20 protein-coding genes and 1 pseudogene are annotated in these 20251 nt (G+C 61.6%); 11 read left to right on the top strand and 10 right to left on the bottom strand.

The genetic code is table 11. From position 1 onward, the window contains the following. Nucleotides 1-325 precede the first annotated feature (325 nt). Nucleotides 326-1678, top strand: a complete 1353-nt coding sequence (locus tag J9870_RS22175) for a dicarboxylate/amino acid:cation symporter (RefSeq protein WP_210640122.1) — start codon at nucleotides 326-328, stop codon at nucleotides 1676-1678. Between the two features lie 187 nt (nucleotides 1679-1865). After that, the gene (locus J9870_RS22170; protein WP_210640120.1) at nucleotides 1866-3047 is read left to right on the top strand and encodes a CaiB/BaiF CoA-transferase family protein; all 1182 of its coding nucleotides are present in this window, start codon (nucleotides 1866-1868) and stop codon (nucleotides 3045-3047) included. Nucleotides 3048-3163: 116 nt separating this feature from the next. On the opposite strand, the gene J9870_RS22165 is transcribed toward J9870_RS22170, so the two are convergent. Both J9870_RS22165 and J9870_RS22160 read right to left on the bottom strand, forming a co-directional pair. Further along, the gene (locus J9870_RS22165) at nucleotides 3164-3658 is read right to left on the bottom strand and encodes a SprT family zinc-dependent metalloprotease (RefSeq protein ID WP_210640118.1); all 495 of its coding nucleotides are present in this window, start codon (nucleotides 3656-3658) and stop codon (nucleotides 3164-3166) included. Nucleotides 3659-3816: 158 nt separating this feature from the next. Further along, entirely contained in the window at nucleotides 3817-4419 is a 603-nt protein-coding gene (locus J9870_RS22160) for a Yip1 family protein (protein ID WP_210640116.1), read from the bottom strand. Between the two features lie 293 nt (nucleotides 4420-4712). On the opposite strand from J9870_RS22160, the gene ttcA reads away from it, so the two are divergent. Then, entirely contained in the window at nucleotides 4713-5537 is an 825-nt protein-coding gene (gene ttcA / locus J9870_RS22155; RefSeq protein ID WP_058542563.1) for a tRNA 2-thiocytidine(32) synthetase TtcA, read from the top strand. Between the two features lie 67 nt (nucleotides 5538-5604). After that, nucleotides 5605-6279 carry a DNA-3-methyladenine glycosylase I gene (locus tag J9870_RS22150; RefSeq protein ID WP_210640114.1) on the top strand — a complete coding sequence of 225 codons (675 nt, stop codon included), beginning with the start codon at nucleotides 5605-5607 and terminating at the stop codon, nucleotides 6277-6279. An 89-nt stretch (nucleotides 6280-6368) separates the two neighbouring features. Here J9870_RS22150 and J9870_RS22145 read toward each other — a convergent pair whose 3' ends face one another. The 3 genes from J9870_RS22145 to arsC are packed head-to-tail and all read right to left on the bottom strand — an operon-like array spanning nucleotide 6369 to nucleotide 7742. Next, a complete protein-coding gene (locus J9870_RS22145; RefSeq protein WP_210640113.1) occupies nucleotides 6369-6794 on the bottom strand; it encodes a DUF2069 domain-containing protein in 426 nt (141 codons plus the stop codon). Continuing rightward, nucleotides 6787-7392, bottom strand: coding sequence for an NAD(P)H:quinone oxidoreductase (gene wrbA, locus J9870_RS22140; RefSeq protein ID WP_210640111.1), 606 nt, complete (start codon nucleotides 7390-7392; stop codon nucleotides 6787-6789). Before wrbA ends, J9870_RS22145 begins: the two co-directional genes overlap by 8 nt. Beyond that, nucleotides 7389-7742, bottom strand: coding sequence for an arsenate reductase (glutaredoxin) (gene arsC, locus J9870_RS22135; RefSeq protein WP_210640109.1), 354 nt, complete (start codon nucleotides 7740-7742; stop codon nucleotides 7389-7391). Before arsC ends, wrbA begins: the two co-directional genes overlap by 4 nt. A gap of 114 nt (nucleotides 7743-7856) precedes the next feature. On the opposite strand from arsC, the gene J9870_RS22130 reads away from it, so the two are divergent. Next, nucleotides 7857-8324: a TlpA disulfide reductase family protein gene (locus J9870_RS22130; RefSeq protein WP_210640107.1), complete on the top strand. Its 468-nt coding sequence runs from the start codon at nucleotides 7857-7859 to the stop codon at nucleotides 8322-8324. Nucleotides 8325-8382: 58 nt separating this feature from the next. On the opposite strand, the gene J9870_RS22125 is transcribed toward J9870_RS22130, so the two are convergent. The 4 genes from J9870_RS22125 to J9870_RS22110 all read right to left on the bottom strand — a co-directional run bounded on the left by J9870_RS22125 (nucleotide 8383) and on the right by J9870_RS22110 (nucleotide 13237). After that, nucleotides 8383-8787: an META domain-containing protein gene (locus J9870_RS22125; protein ID WP_210640106.1), complete on the bottom strand. Its 405-nt coding sequence runs from the start codon at nucleotides 8785-8787 to the stop codon at nucleotides 8383-8385. Continuing rightward, on the bottom strand, nucleotides 8787-9221 hold the full coding sequence (locus J9870_RS22120; protein ID WP_024619740.1) for a hypothetical protein: 435 nt from the start codon (nucleotides 9219-9221) through the stop codon (nucleotides 8787-8789). Before J9870_RS22120 ends, J9870_RS22125 begins: the two co-directional genes overlap by 1 nt. A 209-nt stretch (nucleotides 9222-9430) precedes the next feature. Continuing rightward, entirely contained in the window at nucleotides 9431-10420 is a 990-nt protein-coding gene (locus J9870_RS22115) for a 2-hydroxyacid dehydrogenase (protein ID WP_210640104.1), read from the bottom strand. Between the two features lie 66 nt (nucleotides 10421-10486). Then, entirely contained in the window at nucleotides 10487-13237 is a 2751-nt protein-coding gene (locus J9870_RS22110; protein WP_210640102.1) for a response regulator, read from the bottom strand. 198 nt (nucleotides 13238-13435) lie between these two features. Here J9870_RS22110 and J9870_RS22105 point away from each other — a divergent pair. The 6 genes and pseudogenes from J9870_RS22105 to J9870_RS22080 form a co-directional block, all read left to right on the top strand. Next, nucleotides 13436-13543, top strand: a pseudogene (locus tag J9870_RS22105) (DNA-binding response regulator); the annotation flags it as partial. Nucleotides 13544-13706: 163 nt separating this feature from the next. Further along, nucleotides 13707-14609, top strand: coding sequence for a cysteine synthase CysM (gene cysM, locus J9870_RS22100; protein ID WP_210640100.1), 903 nt, complete (start codon nucleotides 13707-13709; stop codon nucleotides 14607-14609). After that, complete coding sequence (gene rlmD, locus J9870_RS22095) at nucleotides 14609-15979, top strand: 23S rRNA (uracil(1939)-C(5))-methyltransferase RlmD (protein ID WP_210640098.1); 1371 nt, start codon at nucleotides 14609-14611, stop codon at nucleotides 15977-15979. The genes cysM and rlmD overlap by 1 nt, the downstream gene beginning before the upstream one ends. Before the next feature lie 101 nt (nucleotides 15980-16080). Beyond that, nucleotides 16081-18327: a GTP diphosphokinase gene (gene relA / locus J9870_RS22090; protein ID WP_135846755.1), complete on the top strand. Its 2247-nt coding sequence runs from the start codon at nucleotides 16081-16083 to the stop codon at nucleotides 18325-18327. A gap of 63 nt (nucleotides 18328-18390) precedes the next feature. After that, the gene (mazG, locus tag J9870_RS22085) at nucleotides 18391-19224 is read left to right on the top strand and encodes a nucleoside triphosphate pyrophosphohydrolase (protein ID WP_210640090.1); all 834 of its coding nucleotides are present in this window, start codon (nucleotides 18391-18393) and stop codon (nucleotides 19222-19224) included. A 26-nt stretch (nucleotides 19225-19250) separates the two neighbouring features. Beyond that, nucleotides 19251-19790, top strand: a complete 540-nt coding sequence (locus J9870_RS22080) for a DUF2058 domain-containing protein (protein ID WP_210640088.1) — start codon at nucleotides 19251-19253, stop codon at nucleotides 19788-19790. A gap of 144 nt (nucleotides 19791-19934) precedes the next feature. Here the strand turns inward: J9870_RS22080 and J9870_RS22075 are convergent, their stop codons facing one another. Further along, complete coding sequence (locus tag J9870_RS22075) at nucleotides 19935-20129, bottom strand: hypothetical protein (protein ID WP_025215049.1); 195 nt, start codon at nucleotides 20127-20129, stop codon at nucleotides 19935-19937. Nucleotides 20130-20251 lie beyond the last annotated feature (122 nt).

Raw genomic sequence — 20251 nt, 5'->3', positions numbered from 1 at the left:
TCCGTCCGTTAAGCGGGCGATGGTAGCAGGGCACTGGGGCTCGACAAGGCGGATATCCGCCAAATCCCGGAACGATAAACATCCTGTGGGCGGAAATCCGCCACATTCGAGCCCTGTGTTTAACCCATGAATAAACCCAGGGCCCTTCTGCAATAACGCTTGTAGGGCTTTTCTGAAAAATGGCACGAGCCTTGCGATACAGCACGCAGGTCTGCCGCGTGCAGCCGACAAAAAACAAATCCCTCCAGTGCAGGAGGGTTCGCAATTGAGGTGCCGTGGATGACAGGTGGATGTCGTCCCACGGGACTCTTGAGGAAGGTTTGCCATGACGACTCGTCAGCCACTGTACAAATCCCTGTATTTCCAGGTGATCGTAGCCATTGCCATCGGCATTTTGCTCGGTCACTTCTACCCTCAGACCGGTGTTGCCCTCAAGCCGTTTGGTGACGGGTTCATCAAACTGATCAAAATGGTCATCGCTCCCATCATCTTCTGCACCGTCGTCAGCGGTATCGCGGGCATGCAGAACATGAAGTCGGTCGGCAAGACCGGTGGCTACGCGCTGCTGTATTTCGAAATCGTCTCCACCATCGCCCTGCTGATCGGCCTGGTCGTGGTCAACGTCGTGCAACCGGGCGTCGGCATGCACATTGACGTATCGACCCTGGATACCAGCAAGATCGCCGGTTTCATCTCGGCCGGTAAAGACCAGAGCATCGTTGCCTTTATCCTCAACGTGATCCCGAACACCATCGTCGGCGCGTTCGCCAACGGCGATATCCTGCAAGTGCTGATGTTCTCGGTGATCTTCGGTTTCGCCCTGCATCGCCTGGGTGCCTACGGCAAGCCGGTACTGGACTTCATCGATCGCTTCGCCCACGTGATGTTCATCATCATCAACATGATCATGAAGCTGGCTCCCCTCGGTGCCTTCGGTGCCATGGCGTTCACCATCGGTGCCTATGGTGTCGGTTCGCTGGTGCAACTGGGCCAGCTGATGATCTGCTTCTACATCACCTGCGTGGTGTTCGTGCTGGTAGTACTGGGTGCCATCTGCCGCGCCCATGGCTTCAGCGTCGTCAAGCTGATCCGCTACATCCGTGAAGAACTGCTGATCGTGCTGGGCACTTCCTCGTCGGAATCGGCCCTGCCACGCATGCTGATCAAGATGGAGCGCCTGGGTGCCAAGAAGTCCGTGGTAGGCCTGGTGATCCCGACTGGCTACTCGTTCAACCTCGACGGTACGTCGATCTACCTGACCATGGCCGCGGTGTTCATCGCCCAGGCCACCGACACCCCGATGGACCTGACTCACCAGATCACCCTGCTGCTGGTGCTGCTGCTGTCCTCCAAAGGTGCTGCTGGCGTGACCGGTAGCGGCTTCATCGTACTGGCGGCCACCCTGTCGGCCGTGGGTACCTTGCCGGTGGCCGGCCTGGCACTGATCCTGGGTATCGACCGCTTCATGTCCGAAGCCCGCGCCCTGACCAACCTGGTGGGCAACGCCGTTGCCACGATCGTGGTTGCCAAGTGGGTCAAGGAGCTGGACGAAGACCAGTTGCATACCGAACTGGCTTCCGGTGGTCGTGGTATCTCCGACGTCCGTGAAGATGACGAGCAGATCGCGGCGGCGCAGATTGTCGCGGCTGAATCCTCTGCTCCAGGCGCTGTGAAGTAATCTTCAGGCTGCAACAGGAAACCCGCTTCGGCGGGTTTTTTATTGGAAGAACTCTTCAGTCGAGAAGGCTCCCTCGCCACCAGAGCTCTCACGCTGAGCGCAATGGTCATCCAGACTGACACCTGCGGTAATTGCTCCGCCGCCAACCCCTGCCTAGTCTTCAGTCATCATCCATCGGAGATCGCCTATGCAAGGCCCACTGGCATCGCTCAAGGTTCTGGACTTCTCGACGCTGCTGCCAGGCCCGTTCGCCTCGCTGTTGTTGGCGGACATGGGCGCCGAGGTGTTGCGTATCGAGTCGCCGACCCGTTCGGACCTGTTGCGGATATTGCCGCCCCATGACCAGGGCGTCTCCGCCAGCCATGCCTACCTCAACCGCAACAAGCGCAGCCTCGCGTTGGACCTCAAGCAGCCGCAGGCGCTGGAGGTGATCAAGCTATTGCTGGCGGACTACGACATCCTGCTGGAACAGTTCCGCCCCGGTGTGATGGAGCGACTGGGCCTGGGTTACGAGGCCTTGAGGGCAATCAATCCGCGGCTGATCTACGTGTCGATCACCGGCTACGGTCAGACCGGGCCCTACAAGGATCGCGCCGGGCACGACATCAACTACCTGGCCCTGGCCGGGCTGGCCAGTCACACCGGCCGTGCCGACAGCGGTCCACTGCCGCTGGGCATCCAGGCGGCGGATATTGCCGGTGGGTCGCTGCACGGCGTGATCGGGCTGTTGGCGGCGGTGATCGCCCGCCAGCAGACCGGGCAAGGCCAACACCTGGATGTGAGCATGACCGACTGTGTGTTCAGTCTGAACGCCATGGCCGGTGCCGGTTATCTGGCCTGCGGTATCGAGCCGGGTTGGGAAAACCAGCTGCTCAACGGTGGCAGTTTCTATGACTATTACCGCACCCGCGATGGTCGCTGGATGTCGGTGGGCAGCCTGGAGCCGGCCTTCATGCAGGCGCTGTGCGTGGCCCTGGGGCGACCGGAACTGGCGGCCCAGGGACTGTCGTCCCGGCCCGAGCAACAGCGCATGCTCAAGCAGGAGCTGCAAGCCGCGTTCGAGAAACATGATTTCGCCGAACTTTGCAGCTTGTTCGCCGGGATTGATGCCTGCGTCGAGCCGATGTTGAGCCTGGAGGAAGCTATCAGGCATCCACAGTTGCAGGCTCGGGAACTGGTGACACAGGTGCCCCGTGGTGATGGTTCGAATCAAGCACAGATGGCTTGTCCGTTGAGGTTTTCACAAGGACTGCCCGAGCCTCGGCATATTGGCGCGGAGCTGGGCGCGCATACGGATCAGGTGTTGGGGGAGTTGGGGTTCAGTGTTGAGCGGATAGCTGAATTGCGTCGCAGCGGGGTGGTTTTGTAGCGCTTGTCAGGCAGCCATCGCGAGCAAGCTCGCTCCCACAGGAGTTTTGTGAACGCCATAGATCCAGTGTGGGAGCGAGCTCGCTCGCGATGGGGCCGGCCCAAACAACACGAAATTTACTCCACCCGCGTCTCGCCACTGAACACCAAGGTGCTGCGGCAACTACGGCACAAATACCGCCGCCCTTGGCGCACCAGGCTGTGGCGTTGGGCCGAGAACGGGAAGTCGCTGCCGTCGCAAGGGCATTTATAGATGTAGCGGGTGACGCTGCGGCGCTTGATTTCGTAAGTGTGGCAGCGGTTGGGCGGCAGTTCGTACACCCCGCGCATGATCAGTTGCCACTCTTCGCCGTGGGGCTGGATGCGTTCGCCAAACAGCTGATGGGCGATCAGGTGCGCGACTTCGTGGGCGACGGTCTGCTTGAGGAAGTCTTCGGCGTTTTCCCGATACAACTGTGGATTGAAGCGCAGCAGGTTTTCATGCAGGTGCGCGACACCGGCCTTCTGGCCTCGCAATTTAAAGCTGACCACCGGGCGTTTGAAAGGACGTTTGAAAAAGGATTCGGCTTGTTGATAACACTCTTCGACGCGGGTATTGAGTTGCTCGAGCATGCTTTACGGGTCTCCAGAAACTTGAGTATGCCGCAAGCGTCAGCCGTTGCGAATCGCTCAGGCGCCCAATGGTCGTTTCGCCAGCGCCAAACGCAGGAAGGCCGCCTTGCGGCGGCCTGAGTTGGCAGATCCAGCTTCTTATTGGAGAGCCCTATCGTTTAATTGGTATACACCGGGCCGACGCCCAGCCCCCAGACGATCACCGTGAACGCCATGATTGCAACCAGCACCACCAGGCCGACGGCAAGCACCGAACTGGAGAACAGGAAGCCTTCGTCCTGGGGAATGCTCATGAAGGTCGGCAGGCCCACATAGAGCAGGTAGACCGTGTAGCAGATCGCCGCCGTGCCGACGATCATCCCCAGCCACATGTGTGGGTAGAGCGCCGCCAGGCCGCCAATGAACAACGGAGTCGCGGTGTAGGTGGCGAACGCGACGCAACGGGCCAGGCTCGGGCTGGCGTCATAGGTGCGGGCCATCCAATGGATGAAGGCACCCATGACCGCTACGCCGCCCAGCATCGCCAGGTACGACATGACGGTCATCCACAGCGCGCTTTCCTGGGTCAGCATCACCGGCGGACGATTGCCGATGACCCATCCCACCTGCGTGGTGCCAATAAACGCCGATACTGCGGGAATAGCCGCCAGGATCAGCGTATGGGTGAGGTACATGTGGCTGATGCTTTCCTCCTGATCGCCACGGATTTCTTTCCATTCTTGATCAGGGTGGGTAAAGAGCCCCACGACATGATGGATCATAGTCAGTCACTCCTTTGTTATTGCCATCGCCCCCCAACGGAGCGCCTACGGGCCAATAGGGCCAAGTAAGTAAAGGTCTGAATATGTGTGCGACCTTATGTCGCAGTATAGAAAGGAGTTATCGCCAGGGGGATGGGGGGCTTAGAGCAAATCGCGCTGTAGGCGACGGTGTTAATCGCCGATGGGTCTGTGCGTACATCTCGGCCACAAAAGCGCACGTCATCAGCCTTCGCCGACGGCGGATTTTTTGCGTAAAATGCCGGCCTTTCGTCACACCTCACGGATTTCGCGTCATGGGCACTCTTACGGTCAACCAGAACAAACTGCAAAAGCGCCTGCGCCGCCAGGCCGGTGAGGCGGTCGCCGATTTCAACATGATCGAGGACGGCGACAAGGTCATGGTCTGCCTGTCCGGCGGCAAGGACAGCTACACCCTGCTCGATGTGCTGATGCATTTGCAGAAGGTTGCACCGATCAAGTTCGACATCGTCGCGGTGAACATGGACCAGAAGCAGCCCGGGTTCCCCGAGCATGTGCTGCCGGCCTACCTTGAGTCGCTGGGTGTGGAATACCACATCGTCGAGAAAGACACCTATTCGGTGGTCAAGGAACTGATTCCCGAAGGCAAGACCACCTGTTCGCTGTGCTCACGCCTGCGGCGCGGCACGCTCTACACCTTCGCCGATGAGATCGGTGCGACCAAGATGGCCCTGGGGCACCACCGCGACGACATCGTCGAGACGTTCTTTTTGAACATGTTCTACAACGGTTCGCTCAAGGCCATGCCGCCCAAGCTGCGCGCCGATGACGGGCGCAACGTGGTGATCCGCCCGCTGGCCTATTGCAGCGAAAAAGACATCCAGGCCTATTCGGATTTCAAGCAATTCCCGATCATCCCCTGCAACCTCTGCGGCTCCCAGGAAAACCTGCAACGCCAGGTGGTCAAGGAGATGCTCCAGGAATGGGAACGCAAGACCCCGGGTCGTACCGAGAGCATCTTCCGCGGCTTGCAGAATGTCGTCCCATCGCAACTGGCCGACCGTAACCTGTTCGACTTCACCAGCCTGCGCATCGACGAAAACGCCACGCCGCGGTTCGTCAATGTGGTGAACCTCTGACGAGGGCAAGGGCTCCTATTCACGGCGCTCGCGAGCGCCGTTTTCAGTTCCGACCCCAGGAGGGGGCATGCGCGATTACAAGTGGCTGCACGAGTATTGTCTGAACCGCTTCGGTTCGGCGGCTGAACTGGAAGCCCGTCTGCCGGTTCCCAAGACCCCGGCGCAACTGCGCAAGATCAGCGACGACCGCTACCTCTCGACCATGGCGCTGCGAGTCTTCCGCGCCGGGCTCAAGCACAGCCTGGTGGACGCCAAGTGGCCGGCGTTCGAGGAAGTGTTCTTCAAGTTCGACCCGGAAAAAGTCGTGCTGATGGGCGCTGAGCATCTGGAGCGATTGATGCAGGATACGCGGATCATCCGCCACTTGGGCAAGCTCAAGAGCGTGCCGCGCAACGCGCAACTGATATTGGATGTGGCCCATGAAAAGGGCAGCTTTGGCGCGCTGATCGCCGACTGGCCGGTGACCGACATCGTCGGCCTGTGGACCTACCTGAAAAAACACGGTCATCAGTTGGGCGGCCTGTCGGCACCGCGCTTCCTGCGAATGATGGGCAAGGACACCTTCACGCCCAGTTATGACGTCGTGGCGGCGCTCAATGCCCAGGACATCATCGACAAAGTCCCCACCAGCCAGCGGGACCTGGCGACGGTGCAGAATGCCTTCAACCAGTGGCATGAAGAGAGTGGGGGACGGCCAATGAGTCAGATTTCGATGATGCTGGCTTATACCGTGAATCATTGAGACCGCGTCGCGGCCATCGCGAGCAAGCTCGCTCCCACAGGGGAATGCATTTCAAATGTGGGAGCGAGCTTGCTCGCGATAGCGGTGTATCAGACGACGGAAGATTCGCCTTCGCCAGCCAACCGCCGGTTCAACTGAAACCGCCAACGCACATACAGCAGGGCCGAGCAGAACACCGCCACGCTCGCCGCCATCTCCAGCGCGCCGAACAGCTGCCGGTTGGGGTCATAGACCGCCAACGCGCCCTTGATGAAATACAGGTTCACCACGAAACACATCCACGAATGCCCGCGGGCGCTGCCGGTGAGCATGCCTGGCGCCAGGATCAACAGCGGCACCAATTCGATCAGCAAGATCACCCAGGGGCGCGCGCCATGCAGGTCGGCAACCAGCAGGTAATACCCGCTGAGCAACCCCACCAGGCCGAAAAAGCACAGTAGGCTGAGGGTCCGGGCGATGCGCACGCGCGGTTCCAGCCACTGGATGGGAGGCAGGATCTTCGGCTTCTTAGCCACGGCCGTTCTCCAGCAGTTGTGCGGTTTTCGCCAGGCGCGAGCCCAGGGCCCGGCACAGCGCGATTTCATGTTCGTTCAAGCCACTTTTACCGTCGGCCCCGGCGTGATGGCTCGGGCCGTAAGGTGTGCCGCCACCCAGGGTGTCGATCAAGGCCGATTCGCTGTAGGGCAGGCCGGTGATCAGCATGCCGTGGTGCAGCAGGGGCAGCATCATCGACAGTAACGTGGTTTCCTGGCCGCCGTGCAGACTGGCCGTTGAGGTGAACACCCCGGCCGGTTTGCCTACCAGGGCGCCGGTCAGCCACAGGTTGCTGGTGCCGTCGAGAAAGTACTTGAGCGGCGCGGCCATGTTGCCGAAGCGGGTCGGGCTGCCCAGGGCCAGGCCGGCGCAGTTCTTCAGGTCGTCGAGGCTGGCGTACAGCGGGCCTTGCTCGGGGATGTCCGGTGCCACCGCTTCGCACTCGGTGGAGATGGCCGGCACCGTACGCAGCCTGGCTTCCATCCCGGCCTGCTCGACACCCCGTGCGATCTGCCGGGCCATTTCGTTGGTGGAGCCACTGCGGCTGTAATACAACACCAGGATGTACGGTGTGCTCACGGCAGGATCTCCAGGATCTTCTCCGGCGGACGACCGATCACGGCTTTGTCTGCGGTTTCAAGAATCGGCCGCTCCATGAGTTTCGGGTGGGCAGCGATGGCAGCGATCAACTGGGCCTGGCTCAGGCTGTCATCGGCCAGGTTCAGGTCTTTGTATTCGTCTTCGCCGGCGCGTAGCAGCTGCCGGGCGGTGATGCCGAGCTTGTCCAGCAGCCGCTCGAGTTGAGTGGCGTCGAGCGGGGTTTCCAGGTAGCGGACCACGGTAGGCGTCAGGCCACGGGCCTCCAGCAGTTCCAGCGCACCGCGGGATTTCGAGCAGCGCGGGTTGTGATAAAGCGTCAGATCGGTCATGAGCGGGTCGCATCTTGCGTAAGGTGGCGGCTATTCTACTGTGCCGCGAGGCCCCTAGCACGTTAGAGAGGCGAGGGGGCGCGGCAGCGTTCACATTCAGACAAGGATTGGCACATGGCAAGGCGATTGACGGCGGCACTGACATTCATCGGCATCTTGTTGCTCGCCGGCTGCGGGAACGACTACGGGGTGGACCAGAACGGCCAGGCCATTGCCTCGCAGCGGCTGGACAAACAGTGGGTGGTGCTCAACTACTGGGCCGAGTGGTGCGCGCCGTGTCGTACCGAAATCCCGGAATTCAATGCCTTGGCCGAACAGCTCAAGGGCCGCAATGTTGGCGTGTTCGGAGTCAACTTCGACCAGGTGCAGGGCGAGGAGCTCAAGAGCGCCAGCGACAAGATGGGTATTCGTTTCACCGTGCTGGCCCGGGATCCGGCCGAAATCTTCGACCTTCCGCGCAGCGAAGGACTGCCGGTGACCTACATCATCGACAACCAGGGCAAGGTGCGTGAGCAATTGCTGGGGGAGCAGACGGCGGCGGGGGTGATGGCCAAGCTTGAGGCGTTGCAGGCGCTTAAATAGCCCCGTGCCGGTGATCGTTCCCACGCAGAGCAGGGGAACGATCAAGTGGGGCCAGTGTTCAGCCTTCTTCCGGCCACCACCGCAACGGCTTGCCCTGGGCTGGCCAGAAGCGCATTTGCTCGATGGGCGAGATGTCCCAGCGCTCGACCTTTTCCAGCGCCTGCAAAAAGCGCGTTTCTTGCTCCATCAGGGCTGGGGCGCAGAGTTTGCGCGTGCTGCCGATCTTGCCGAAGCTCAAACGGTGGCCTTGCTGGGTGTAGGGCGCGAACCAGTGGTTGCAGCCACCGTTGCCATAAGCCCGGCCGTCATCCCCGAGGGTGATGGTCAGGTGGCTGTAGTCCATCAATGGCCGTTCGCCGATCCATTCCAGGATGTAGCTGCGGTTGTGTTGCAGTTGCACCGGCTCGGCGGCACAACCCATCAGGCCGGCGCTTATCAGCGCGGCCAGGGCAAGGCGTTTCATCAAGCGGCTTCCTGGCATTTCGGACACAGGTGCTTTTCACCGACGGTGGTCCAGCCCAGCTCGGCGATCCGCGCGGTGGCGGCCGGTTTCTGGGCCTTGACGCCGAGCTTGGCATCGACGGCAAATTCGAAGCTCAGTTCCTTGGCGCAACTGTCGCAATTGACCTGCCAGGTGTGGATCGCCAGCTCGCCGAACACCGGACCGGTGGTCATCGCGGTCCATTGACCCATGGGCTTGAGCAGATGGCGAACGGTGTCCACGGTCAGGCGCATGGACAAGTCCTTGCTGCCCTTGAGGGTGACGAGCAGTACATCGTTGGCCTGGATCGAACCGCCGTTGCCGGTGACCTGGTAACGGCCTGGCGCCAGGGCGCGGACCTCGGTCAAGGTGTGCTGTGGGTTCATCAGGGTGTAGCGGAAATCGTGTTCGGCCATGGGTCCTCCAAATAGGCGCGATATGCTAGCACGGGGCATGGCTTGGGATGGTCTCGATGGCGGGCATCTGGAGATCAGGCCGACGAAACTCCATCCCCTGTGGGAGCGAGCTTGCTCGCGATGGCAGTGTGTCAGTCAACACCGAGGCTGGCTGATGCACCGCTATCGCGAGCAAGCTCGCTCCCACAGGGTTTGTGCTGGCTCAAGGTTTAGCTATCTACCAGGTTTTGTGGCGTGCCTTTCGCCCAGGCAGCGATGTTGTCCAGGGTGGTCATGGCAATCGCCGCCAATGCTTCATGGGTCAGGAACGCCTGGTGGGCAGTGACGATCACGTTGGGGAAGGTCAGCAGCCGTGCCAGCACGTCATCCTGCAGGGGCAGGTCGGAACGGTCCTTGAAGAACAACTGGGCCTCTTCTTCATAGACATCCAACCCTAAATAGCCGAGCTGGCCGCTTTTCAAGGCTTCGATCAGGGCCGGCGTGTCCACCAGGCCACCACGCCCGGTGTTGATCAACATCGCGCCGCGCTGCATGGTCGCCAGCGAGTCGGCGTTGATCAGGTGCCGGCTTTGTTCATTGAGCGGGCAGTGCAGGCTGATGATCTGCGCTTGCGCCAGCAGATCGGGCAGGGGCAAGTAGCGCGCCCCCAAGGCTTCGACCTGCGGGTTGGGGTACGGGTCATAGGCCAGCAACTGGCAGCCGAAGCCGGCCATGATCCGTGCGAATGTCGCGCCGATCTGCCCGGTGCCGATCACACCGACGGTCTTGCCCACCAGATCGAAACCGGTCAGCCCATGGAGACTGAAGTTGCCATCCCGAGTGCGGTTGTAGGCGCGATGCAGGCAGCGATTGAGGGCCATGATCAACGCTACGGCGTGTTCGGCCACGGCGTGGGGCGAGTAGGCCGGCACCCGGACAATGTCCAACCCCAGGCGTTTGGCGGCGAGCAGATCGACATGGTTGTAACCGGCCGACCGCAGGGCGATCAGCCGGGTGCCGCCGTTCGCCAGCCGTTCCAGCACCGGGGCGCTGAGGTCATCGTTGATAAAGGCACACACCACTTCATGGCGTTCGGCCAGGGCCACGGTGTCCAGGCTCAGGCGTGCCTGTTGGAATTGCAGTTGAAGGCCGGCGGGCGCCGGGGTATGGCTGAAACTGTCGCGGTCGTAGGTCTGGCTGCTGAAAAGAATCACGCGCATGGCGGCCTCCTGGCATTGGAATGGACCCAGCATAACCGCCATTGCCCCAGCTGCCATTGCCCTGGATCAGACGCTGATACGCGCCTCGCTGGCCAGCCGATTGATGGCTCGCTCCAGTTCTTCCAGGGCGGCGGTGGCCTTGGGGTCCTGTTGCTTGAGCAGCGTTTCGCTGCGCTGGCAGGCGGCGCGCAATTGCGGTACGCCGCAGTAGCGTGTCGCGCCGTGCAGGCGGTGGACCCGCTCGATCAGGGCGTTGTGATCGTTGGCTTCGCTGGCCTGGCGGATCGCTTCGCGGTCGGCTTCCAGGGACGCCAGCAGCATCGCCAGCATATCCGCTGCCAGGTCGGCCTTGCCGGCGGCCAGGCGCAGGCCTTCTTCGTGATCGAGTACCAGCAGTTCACTGCCGCCGTGGGCGTCGCCGTTGCGTTCCGGCGACTGATTGCGCAGGGCCAGGCCAGTCCACTTGAGCACCACCTGGGCCAGTTGCCGTTCGCTGATGGGTTTGGTCAGGTAGTCATCCATGCCACTTTGCAGCAAGGCGCGCTTTTCGTTGGCCATGGCATGGGCGGTGAGGGCGACGATCGGCAGTGGCGTGCAGTGCCGCTCGCTTTCCCACTGGCGGATTGCCTCAGTGCTCTGGCGACCGTCCATGCCGGGCATCTGCACGTCCATCAAGACCAGGTCGAAGGTTTCCTTCTGCACGGCCTTGACCGCCGCATAGCCGCTCTCCACGGCCAGCACCTTGGCGCCCATGTCTTCGAGCAGGGTTTGCACCAGCAGCAGGTTGGCCGGGTTGTCGTCCACGCACAGCACTTTCGGCGCGCGGCTGGCCACCGGTTCGTGGGGTTCGCTGCGGGTTGGTCGCGGGTTGACCAGGTCGGAGAGCGAGCGGCGCAACTTGCGGGTACAAGCCGGCTTGGCCTGCAACTGGCTGTGAGGGTTGGGCACCGAGAGGTGGTACAGCGTCTGTTCGGTGGTGGGGCATAGCACTAGCACTTTGCAGCCCAGGTGCTCAAGGTCCCAAATATGCTGGTTGAGGCGTTCCGGCGGCATGTCGTTACTGGTGATGCCCAGCACGGCCAGATCGATTGCCTGCTCGGTCTGGTGGGCGACGGTCACGCCATTGGTCAGGTTTTCCAAGGTATTGAACGGCGTCACTTGCAGGCCGCAGTCTTCAAGCTGGTGCTGCAAGGCCTGGCGGGCCAGTTCATGGTTCTCCAGCACCGCCACGCGTCGGCCTAGCAACGGCGGGCCGGGCAGGTCCTCGGCATCGTCGCGGGTCTTGGGCAGGCGCAGGCTGATCCAGAACTCCGAGCCTTCGCCCGGTGTGCTGTCGACGCCAATCTCACCGCCCATCTGCTCCACCAGGCGCTTGGAGATCACCAGGCCCAGCCCGGTGCCACCCGGTTGCCGGGACAGCGAGTTGTCGGCCTGGCTGAACGCCTGGAACAGCGCCCGCACGTCCTGGTTGGACAGGCCGATGCCGGTGTCCTGGATGCTGATGCGCAACTGCACGCTGTCTTCGTGTTCGTCCTCGAGCATGGCCCGGGCGACGATGGTGCCCTCGCGGGTGAACTTGATGGCGTTGCTCACCAGGTTGGTGAGGATTTGCTTGAGGCGTAGCGGATCGCCCACCAACGACAGCGGCGTGTCCCGGTACACCAGGCTCACCAGCTCCAGTTGCTTGGCGTGGGCGGCAGGGGCGAGGATGGTCAGGGTGTCCTGCAACAGGTCCCGCAGGTTGAACGGGATGTTGTCGAGCACCAGCTTGCCGGCCTCGATCTTCGAAAAGTCGAGGATCTCGTTGATGATGCCCAGCAGGCTGTCGGCGGATTTTTCAATGGTGCCCAGGTAGTCGAGTTGGCGCGGGGTCAGTTCGCTTTTCTGCAACAGATGGGTGAAACCGAGGATGCCATTGAGCGGCGTGCGGATTTCATGGCTCATGTTCGCCAGGAACTCGGATTTGATCCGGCTCGCTTCCAGGGCCTCCTTGCGGGCCAGGTCCAGTTCGATGTTCTGGATCTCGATGGTCTCCAGGTTCTGGCGCACGTCTTCGGTGGCCTGGTCGATGCTGTGCTGCAATTCTTCCTGGGCGTTCTGCAAGGTGCCGGCCATGCGATTGATGCCCGAGGCCAGTTCATCCAGTTCCTGGCTGCCCAGTGGCGGCAGGCGGGTTTCCAGGTGGCCGTCCTTGAGTTGCGCCACGGCCTGCTTGATCTGGCTCAGCGGGCGGTTGATCGTGCGGCCCATGCGCAAGGCCAGCAACGCGGTCAGGCACAGGCCGGCGCCGATCAGCAGCAGGCTGGCGAACAGGCTGCGGTAACCGCGCAGCAACATGCCGCTGTGGGACAACTCCAGCTCGACCCAGCCCAGCAGGCGATCGGCTTCTTCGGGGATCAGTTCGCCGGCCAGGTTGCGGTGCTTGCCGAATACCGGCAGCAGGTAGCGCGTGGCGTCGTTGCCCGTGCGTTGCAGCAGTTGCGCACTGTTGCCCTCCGGGGCCCGGTTGAGCATGGTCGGGCCGGCGTGGGCCAGCGGTGTGCGGTCGGGGGCGAGGAAGGTTACGGCGCGCACGTCCGCCTGTTCGAGGGACTGGGTAGCGATACGCTCCAGTAGATCGGTGTCCTGGCGGCTCATGGCTGGAGCGACCAGCGGTGCCAGTTGTTCGGCGATCATCTCGCCGCGTTGCAGCAACTGGGCGTGCAGGTCCGCTTGCTGCATCCAGGTGAAATAGCCGCCCAGCACCAGCGCCATCAGGCTGGTCGGCAACAGGGTCAGCAACAACACGCGGCCTTTGATTCCCAGTTTCTTGAGCACACTTGTCTCCTGCATCCAGCGGTCTGATTGAGCTCTGCGAGCATCCGGCACGCAGTACCTGCGCAGTGTAGCGATTTGCAGGCGGGCAATCTTCGTAAAATTCATGTCGCCATGTCGTTGCCATGACCAAGCGCGGTGGTTGCCTCTGTGGAGCCGATCTCGAACAATCGCTCAACTGAAAGTTTTTTGCTGATGCCCATGAATCCCACTTCCGCCGGCCACCCGCGCATTCTGTCCACCGGAGACGATCCCGTGCTGGGTGCTTATGCGCGTGAGCACCTGGGCAGCAGCGGCTTTGACGTGACCTGATACCAGAACGGCCATAATGCGGTGGCGCGTCAGGCAGGGTAGATGTGGGCTCTTGGCTCGCTTATTCCTATAAGCCATAACCACCACACTTTGCGTGATATGGCCTGGCGGGGTTTGCCGGTATGATAGGCGCCCCCGCAGTCCGGATTGCGAATACGCCATGACTCTGCAGTACCCAACCATCGCCGATTGCGTCGGCAACACCCCGCTGGTCCGTTTGCAGCGCCTGCCCGGCGTGACCAGCAACACGCTTTTGCTCAAGCTCGAAGGGAATAACCCGGCGGGTTCGGTCAAGGACCGGCCGGCGCTGTCGATGATCACCCGTGGCGAATTGCGCGGGCAGATCCGGCCCGGCGATACGCTGATCGAGGCGACCTCCGGCAACACCGGCATAGCCCTGGCCATGGCGGCGGCGATCAAGGGCTACAAGATGATCCTGATCATGCCCGACAACTCCAGTGCCGAGCGCAAGGCGGCGATGACGGCCTATGGTGCCGAGTTGATCCTGGTGACGCAGGAGGAGGGTATGGAAGGTGCCCGGGATTTGGCCGAGCGCATGCAGGCCGAAGGCCGTGGCAAGGTGCTGGATCAGTTCGCCAACGGCGACAATCCCGAAGCCCACTACACCACCACCGGCCCTGAGATCTGGCGCCAGACCGACGGCACGATCACTCATTTCGTCAGCTCGATGGGCACCACCGGTACCATCATGGGCACCTCGCGCTACCTGAAAGAACAGAACCCGAACGTGCAGATCATCGGCCTGCAACCGATGGAAGGCTCGGCGATCCCCGGCATCCGTCGCTGGCCCGAGGAGTATCTGCCGAAGATCTACCAGGCCGAGCGCGTGGACCGCATCATCGACATGGCCCAGAGTGAAGCCGAGGACGTGACCCGTCGCCTGGCGCGCGAAGAAGGTATCTTCTGTGGCGTGTCCTCGGGCGGTGCCGTGGCGGGCATGTTGCGTCTGTCCAGGGAAGTTGAGAATGCGGTGATCGTCGCGATCATCTGCGACCGTGGCGACCGATACCTGTCGACCGGCATTTTCGACGCGCCTAACTGATGGCCAAGCAAGAGAGAGGCCTGCGCTTCCAGCCCAGCGGCGGAAGCCGGGCCCCGCAAGTGCCCACCGGTAAAAAGCAGCGCTTGACCATCGAGCGCCTGGCCAATGATGGCCGGGGCATTGCCTTTGTCGACGGGCGCACCTGGTTTGTCATCGGTGCCCTGGCCGGTGAGGAGGTCGAGGCACGGGTGTTGGGCGCCCATGGCAAAGTGGTCGAGGCCCGCACCGAGCGGGTGTTTCTGTCCAGTGAACTGCGGCGAGCGGCACCCTGCGTCCATGCCGGTCGTTGCGGCGGTTGCAGCGTCCAGCATTTGCCCCACGACGAACAACTTGCCCTGAAACAGCGCATGCTCGCCGAGCAATTGTCGCGGGTGGCCGCGGTGGAGCCGGATGAATGGGCCGCGCCATTGAGCGGAGCGGAATTCGGTTACCGGCGTCGCGCCCGTGTGGCGGTGCGCTGGGACCAGAAGGCGAAAAAACTCGAAGTGGGCTTCCGTGCCGTTGGCAGCCAGGACATCGTCGCCATCGGCGACTGCCCGGTGCTGGTACAGCCCTTGCAGCCGATCATGAGCCGCTTGCCGGACATGCTCCGGCGCTTGAGCAAACCCCAGGCGCTGGGACATGTGGAGTTGTTCGCCGGTTCGTCCCTCGCAGTATTGCTGCGCCATATGGCGCCGTTGTCGGAGGCCGACCTGACGATCCTCAAGGACTTCTGTGCGTTTCATGAGGCCCAGTTGTGGCTGCATGGCGAAGGCGAACCGCAACCGGTCGATCCAGCGCAAACCCTGGGTTATCGCCTGGAAACCTGGGGCCTGGAGCTGGCTTATCGGCCCGGGGATTTCATCCAGGTGAACGCCGAGGTCAACGAGGCGATGATTGCCCAGGCGCTGCAATGGCTCGCGCCGCAAGCCGAGGAGCGGGTGTTGGATCTGTTCTGTGGCCTGGGCAACTTTGCCTTGCCGCTGGCCAGGAGCGTGCGCCAGGTGGTGGCCGTCGAAGGCGTGCAAACCATGGTGGACCGTGCGGCGGCGAATGCCCTCAGCAACAATTTGAATAACACCGCCTTTTTTCAGGCCGATTTATCCCTGCCACTGGCAGGTGCGCAATGGATCGGCGAAGGCTTTTCTGCGGTACTCTTGGACCCACCCCGTGACGGTGCTTTCGAGGTGGTGCGCAAGCTGGCGTCCCTGGGCGCCAGACGGTTGGTGTATGTATCGTGCAACCCGGCAACTTTGGCCCGGGACACGGTCGAATTGATCAAGCAGGGCTACCGGTTAAAACGTGCCGGGATTCTCGATATGTTTCCTCAAACGGCGCATGTCGAGGCCATGGCGTTATTTGAAGCGAGCCAGGATGGCTTGTCCGACTGACCCGTTCGTGCAAACCCGCCACAGTCCTGGGCGCAAACACGAACACCGAAGGGCAGCGATGTTGACGCATTGAATCTGCGTCGTAGGGAAGGTAGGTAAAGATGGTACAGGTGAGAGCACACCAGCCGATCAACACTGACGGCAGTATCAATCTCGAGGCTTGGCTCGATCATGCGGTCAGTATCGACACGGCACTGGATCGCGAAGCCTTGAAGGCCGCCTGCGAGTTCGCTCGTGAGGCCGAGCAGCAACACAACGCGGCGAAGAACCTGTGGTCCGAAGGCACCTCGAGTTTCCAGACGGGCCTGGAGATCGCTGAGATTCTCGCCGACCTCAAGCTCGACCAGGATTCGCTGGTGGCCGCGGTGCTGTACCGTGGCGTGCGCGAAGGCCAGATCCAGCTTCCGGTGGTCAGCCAGCGCTTCGGCACGGTGGTCGCCAAGCTGATCGACGGCGTGCTGCGCATGGCCGCCATCAGTGCCAGCCTCAGTCCGCGCCAGTCCATGGTCCTGGGCACCCAGGGCCAGGTGGAAAACCTGCGCAAGATGCTGGTGGCCATGGTCGACGACGTGCGCGTCGCGCTCATCAAGTTGGCCGAGCGAACCTGCGCGATCCGTGCGGTGAAAGCCGCCGATGACGAAAAGCGCAACCGCGTCGCCCGCGAGGTGTTCGACATCTACGCGCCCCTGGCCCATCGTCTGGGTATCGGCCATATCAAGTGGGAGCTGGAGGACCTGTCCTTCCGCTACCTGGAGCCCGACCAGTACAAACAGATCGCCAAGCTGTTGCATGAGCGGCGCCTGGATCGCGAGCGTTTCATCACCGATGTGATGACCCAGTTGCGCGAAGAGTTGCAGGCCACCGGCGTGGAAGCCGACATCAGTGGCCGGGCCAAGCACATCTACTCGATCTGGCGCAAAATGCAGCGCAAAGGCCTGGAGTTCAGCCAGATCTACGACGTTCGCGCCGTTCGCGTGCTGGTCCCGGAAATGCGTGATTGCTACACCGCGCTGGGGATCGTCCACACCTTGTGGCGGCACATTCCCAAGGAGTTCGACGATTACATCGCCAACCCCAAGGAAAACGGCTATCGCTCGCTGCACACCGCAGTGATCGGCCCCGAGGGCAAGGTGCTGGAGGTGCAGATCCGTACCCACGCCATGCACGAGGAGGCCGAGCTGGGTGTCTGCGCGCACTGGAAATACAAGGGCACCGACGTCAAGTCCGGCTCGAACCACTACGAAGAGAAAATCTCCTGGTTGCGCCAGGTGTTGGAGTGGCACGAAGAACTGGGCGATATCGGCGGCCTGGCCGAACAGCTGCGAGTCGATATCGAGCCGGACCGGGTCTACATCTTCACCCCTGACGGCCACGCCATCGACCTGCCCAAGGGCGCGACGCCGCTGGACTTCGCCTATCGGGTCCACACCGAGATCGGTCACAACTGCCGAGGCGCCAAGATCAACGGGCGGATCGTGCCGCTCAACTACAGCCTGCAGACCGGTGAACAGGTCGAGATCATCACCAGCAAGCACGGCACGCCGAGCCGCGACTGGCTGAACCCGAACCTGGGCTACATCACCACGTCCCGGGCGCGGGCGAAGATCGTCCACTGGTTCAAGTTGCAGGCGCGTGACCAGAACGTCGCCGCCGGCAAGACCCTGATCGAGCGCGAACTCAGTCGCCTGGGCCTGCCGCAGGTGGATTTCGACAAGCTGGCCGAAAAGGCCAACATGAAGACCGCCGAAGACATGTTCGCCGCCCTCGGTGCCGGTGATCTGCGTCTGGCGCAACTGGTCAACCTGGCCCAGCAACTGGTGGAGCCGGAACGCGGCAACGAACAACTGGAACTGATCCCACGCAAGGCCACCGGCTACAAGCCAGGCAAGCGTGGAGACATCCAGATCCAGGGCGTAGGCAACCTGATGACCCAGATGGCCGGCTGCTGCCAGCCGTTGCCAGGGGATGCGATCGTCGGCTACATCACCCAGGGCCGTGGCGTGAGCATTCACCGCCAGGACTGCGCCTCGGTGCTGCAACTGGCCGGTCGCGAACCGGAGCGGATCATCCAGGTCAGTTGGGGCCCGGTGCCGGTGCTCACCTACCCGGTGGATATCGTCATTCGTGCCTACGACCGCTCCGGCCTGCTGCGCGACGTGTCCCAGGTGTTGCTGAACGAGCGGATCAACGTGCTGGCGGTCAACACCCGTTCGAACAAGGAAGACAACACCGCGCTGATGTCCCTGACCATCGAGATTCCGGGGCTGGATGCGCTGGGGCGGTTGCTGGGGCGGATTTCCCAGTTGCCGAACATCATCGAGACCCGACGCAATCGGACACCGGGTTAAGCGCATTCCAAAAATGTGGGAGCGAGCTCGCTCCCACAGGTTTTTTTGTGATGGGATGGATTGATGTACAGCCTTGAAGACCTGCTCCACCTGATGAACCGCCTGCGTGACCCGCAGTACGGCTGCCCATGGGACATCAAGCAAACCTACGCGACCATCGTTCCCCATACCCTGGAAGAAGCCTACGAAGTGGCCGATGCCATCGAGCGCGGCGACTTCGATCACTTGCAGGGCGAGTTGGGCGACCTGTTGTTCCAGGTGGTGTATTACAGCCAATTGGCCCGGGAAGAAAACCGCTTCGAATTCGCTGGTGTGGTCGACAGCATCACCCGCAAGCTGATCCGCCGCCATCCCCATGTATTTCCTACCGGTGACCTGTACGCGCCTGTGGATATCCCGCGCCTGAGCGAAGAACAGGTCAAGCAGCGCTGGGAAGAAATCAAGGCCGATGAGCGGGCCGAGAAAGCCTCGGCGCCGGAGCAGTTGTCGTTGCTCGACGATGTGCCGGCGGCCTTGCCGGCTTTATCCCGCTCGGCGAAGTTGCAGAAGCGTGCCGGTCAGGTCGGTTTCGACTGGCCAGGCCCGTTGCCGGTGCTCGACAAAGTCCGCGAGGAACTGGACGAAGTGCTCGAAGCCATGGCCGACAATGACCCGGAGGCCGTCAGCGATGAGATCGGCGATCTGCTGTTCAGTGTGGTGAACCTGGCTCGCCACCTCAAAGTTGACCCGGAAACGGCCCTGCGTGGGGCCAACGGGAAATTCGAACGACGTTTCCGATTTATCGAACAGGCATTGCGCGATACCCACCGTCCCATGGAAGATTGCACCCTCGAAGAGTTGGACGCCTTGTGGGGCGAAGCCAAACGTCAGGAAAAGAATTTGCCCAGCTGTGGCTGAGGCCGTTGCCTAAGTGAGTAAGCACCATGAGCCTTTCCCTTCGCGACCAGTTGCTCAAAGCAGGGCTGGTCAACCAAAAGCAGGCCAAGCAGGTCAGCAAAGAAAAACAGAAGCAGCAGCGCCTGGCCCACAAGGGCCAGATCGAGCTGGATGACTCCCAGCAGCGCGCGGCCCAGGAGGCCATGGCCGAGAAGGTCAAGCGCGACCAGGAACTCAACCGCCAGCAGCAGGAAAAGGCCGAGCAGAAGGCCCGGGCCGCACAGATCAAGCAATTGATCGAAGCTTCGCGCCTGCCGAAGCTGACCACCGAGGACTATTACAACTTCGTCGACGACAAGAAGGTCAAGCGCCTCTCGGTCAACACCCTGATGCGCAACAAGCTGAGCAGCGGCTCGCTGGCGATCGTCCATCATGCCGGCGGCTACGAAGTGATCCCTCGCGAAGCGGCCCTGAAAATCCAGGAACGCGATCCCAAGCGCATCGTCCAGCTCAACACCCAGACCGAAGAAGTGGATGCGGATGATCCGTACGCGGCGTATCAGATTCCGGATGATTTGATGTGGTAAGCAGGGCGCAATGCCATTGAGCTGAAACACAAAACCTGTGGGAGCGAGCTTGCTCGCGATAGCGTCGTATCAGTCAACATCTCTGTCACTGATAGACCGCTATCGCGAGCAAGCTCGCTCCCACAGGATTTTCATCGCCAATTCTTACGATTCCGCCATCTCCCGCGAGCGCAGCCTTTCCTCGCGTTCCAGCTCAGCCTTGTAGCTATGGGCATCGGTCTCGGAGTGGAACATCCCCACCAGCAAATCCTGTTGATGCACATCCCAGATCCGGATACCGGCGGCAATACCTTCGTGGGACATGTGGGCGTCGTCGCGTTCAGTTACTTTCACAGTCATCTTGCAAGCTCCAATCTCTGTTATCTGCAGCAAGGCGTGTGCAGGACTTTGTTATAGATTTGGATAGCCTGCTAAGTAAATGCTTCGGCGCGTTAAGAAGTTTTCATTAAAATCGCAGCAAT

Source organism: Pseudomonas sp. Tri1, from assembly GCF_017968885.1.
GTDB lineage: Bacteria > Pseudomonadota > Gammaproteobacteria > Pseudomonadales > Pseudomonadaceae > Aquipseudomonas.
This window is presented reverse-complemented; position numbering and strand designations above follow the sequence as displayed.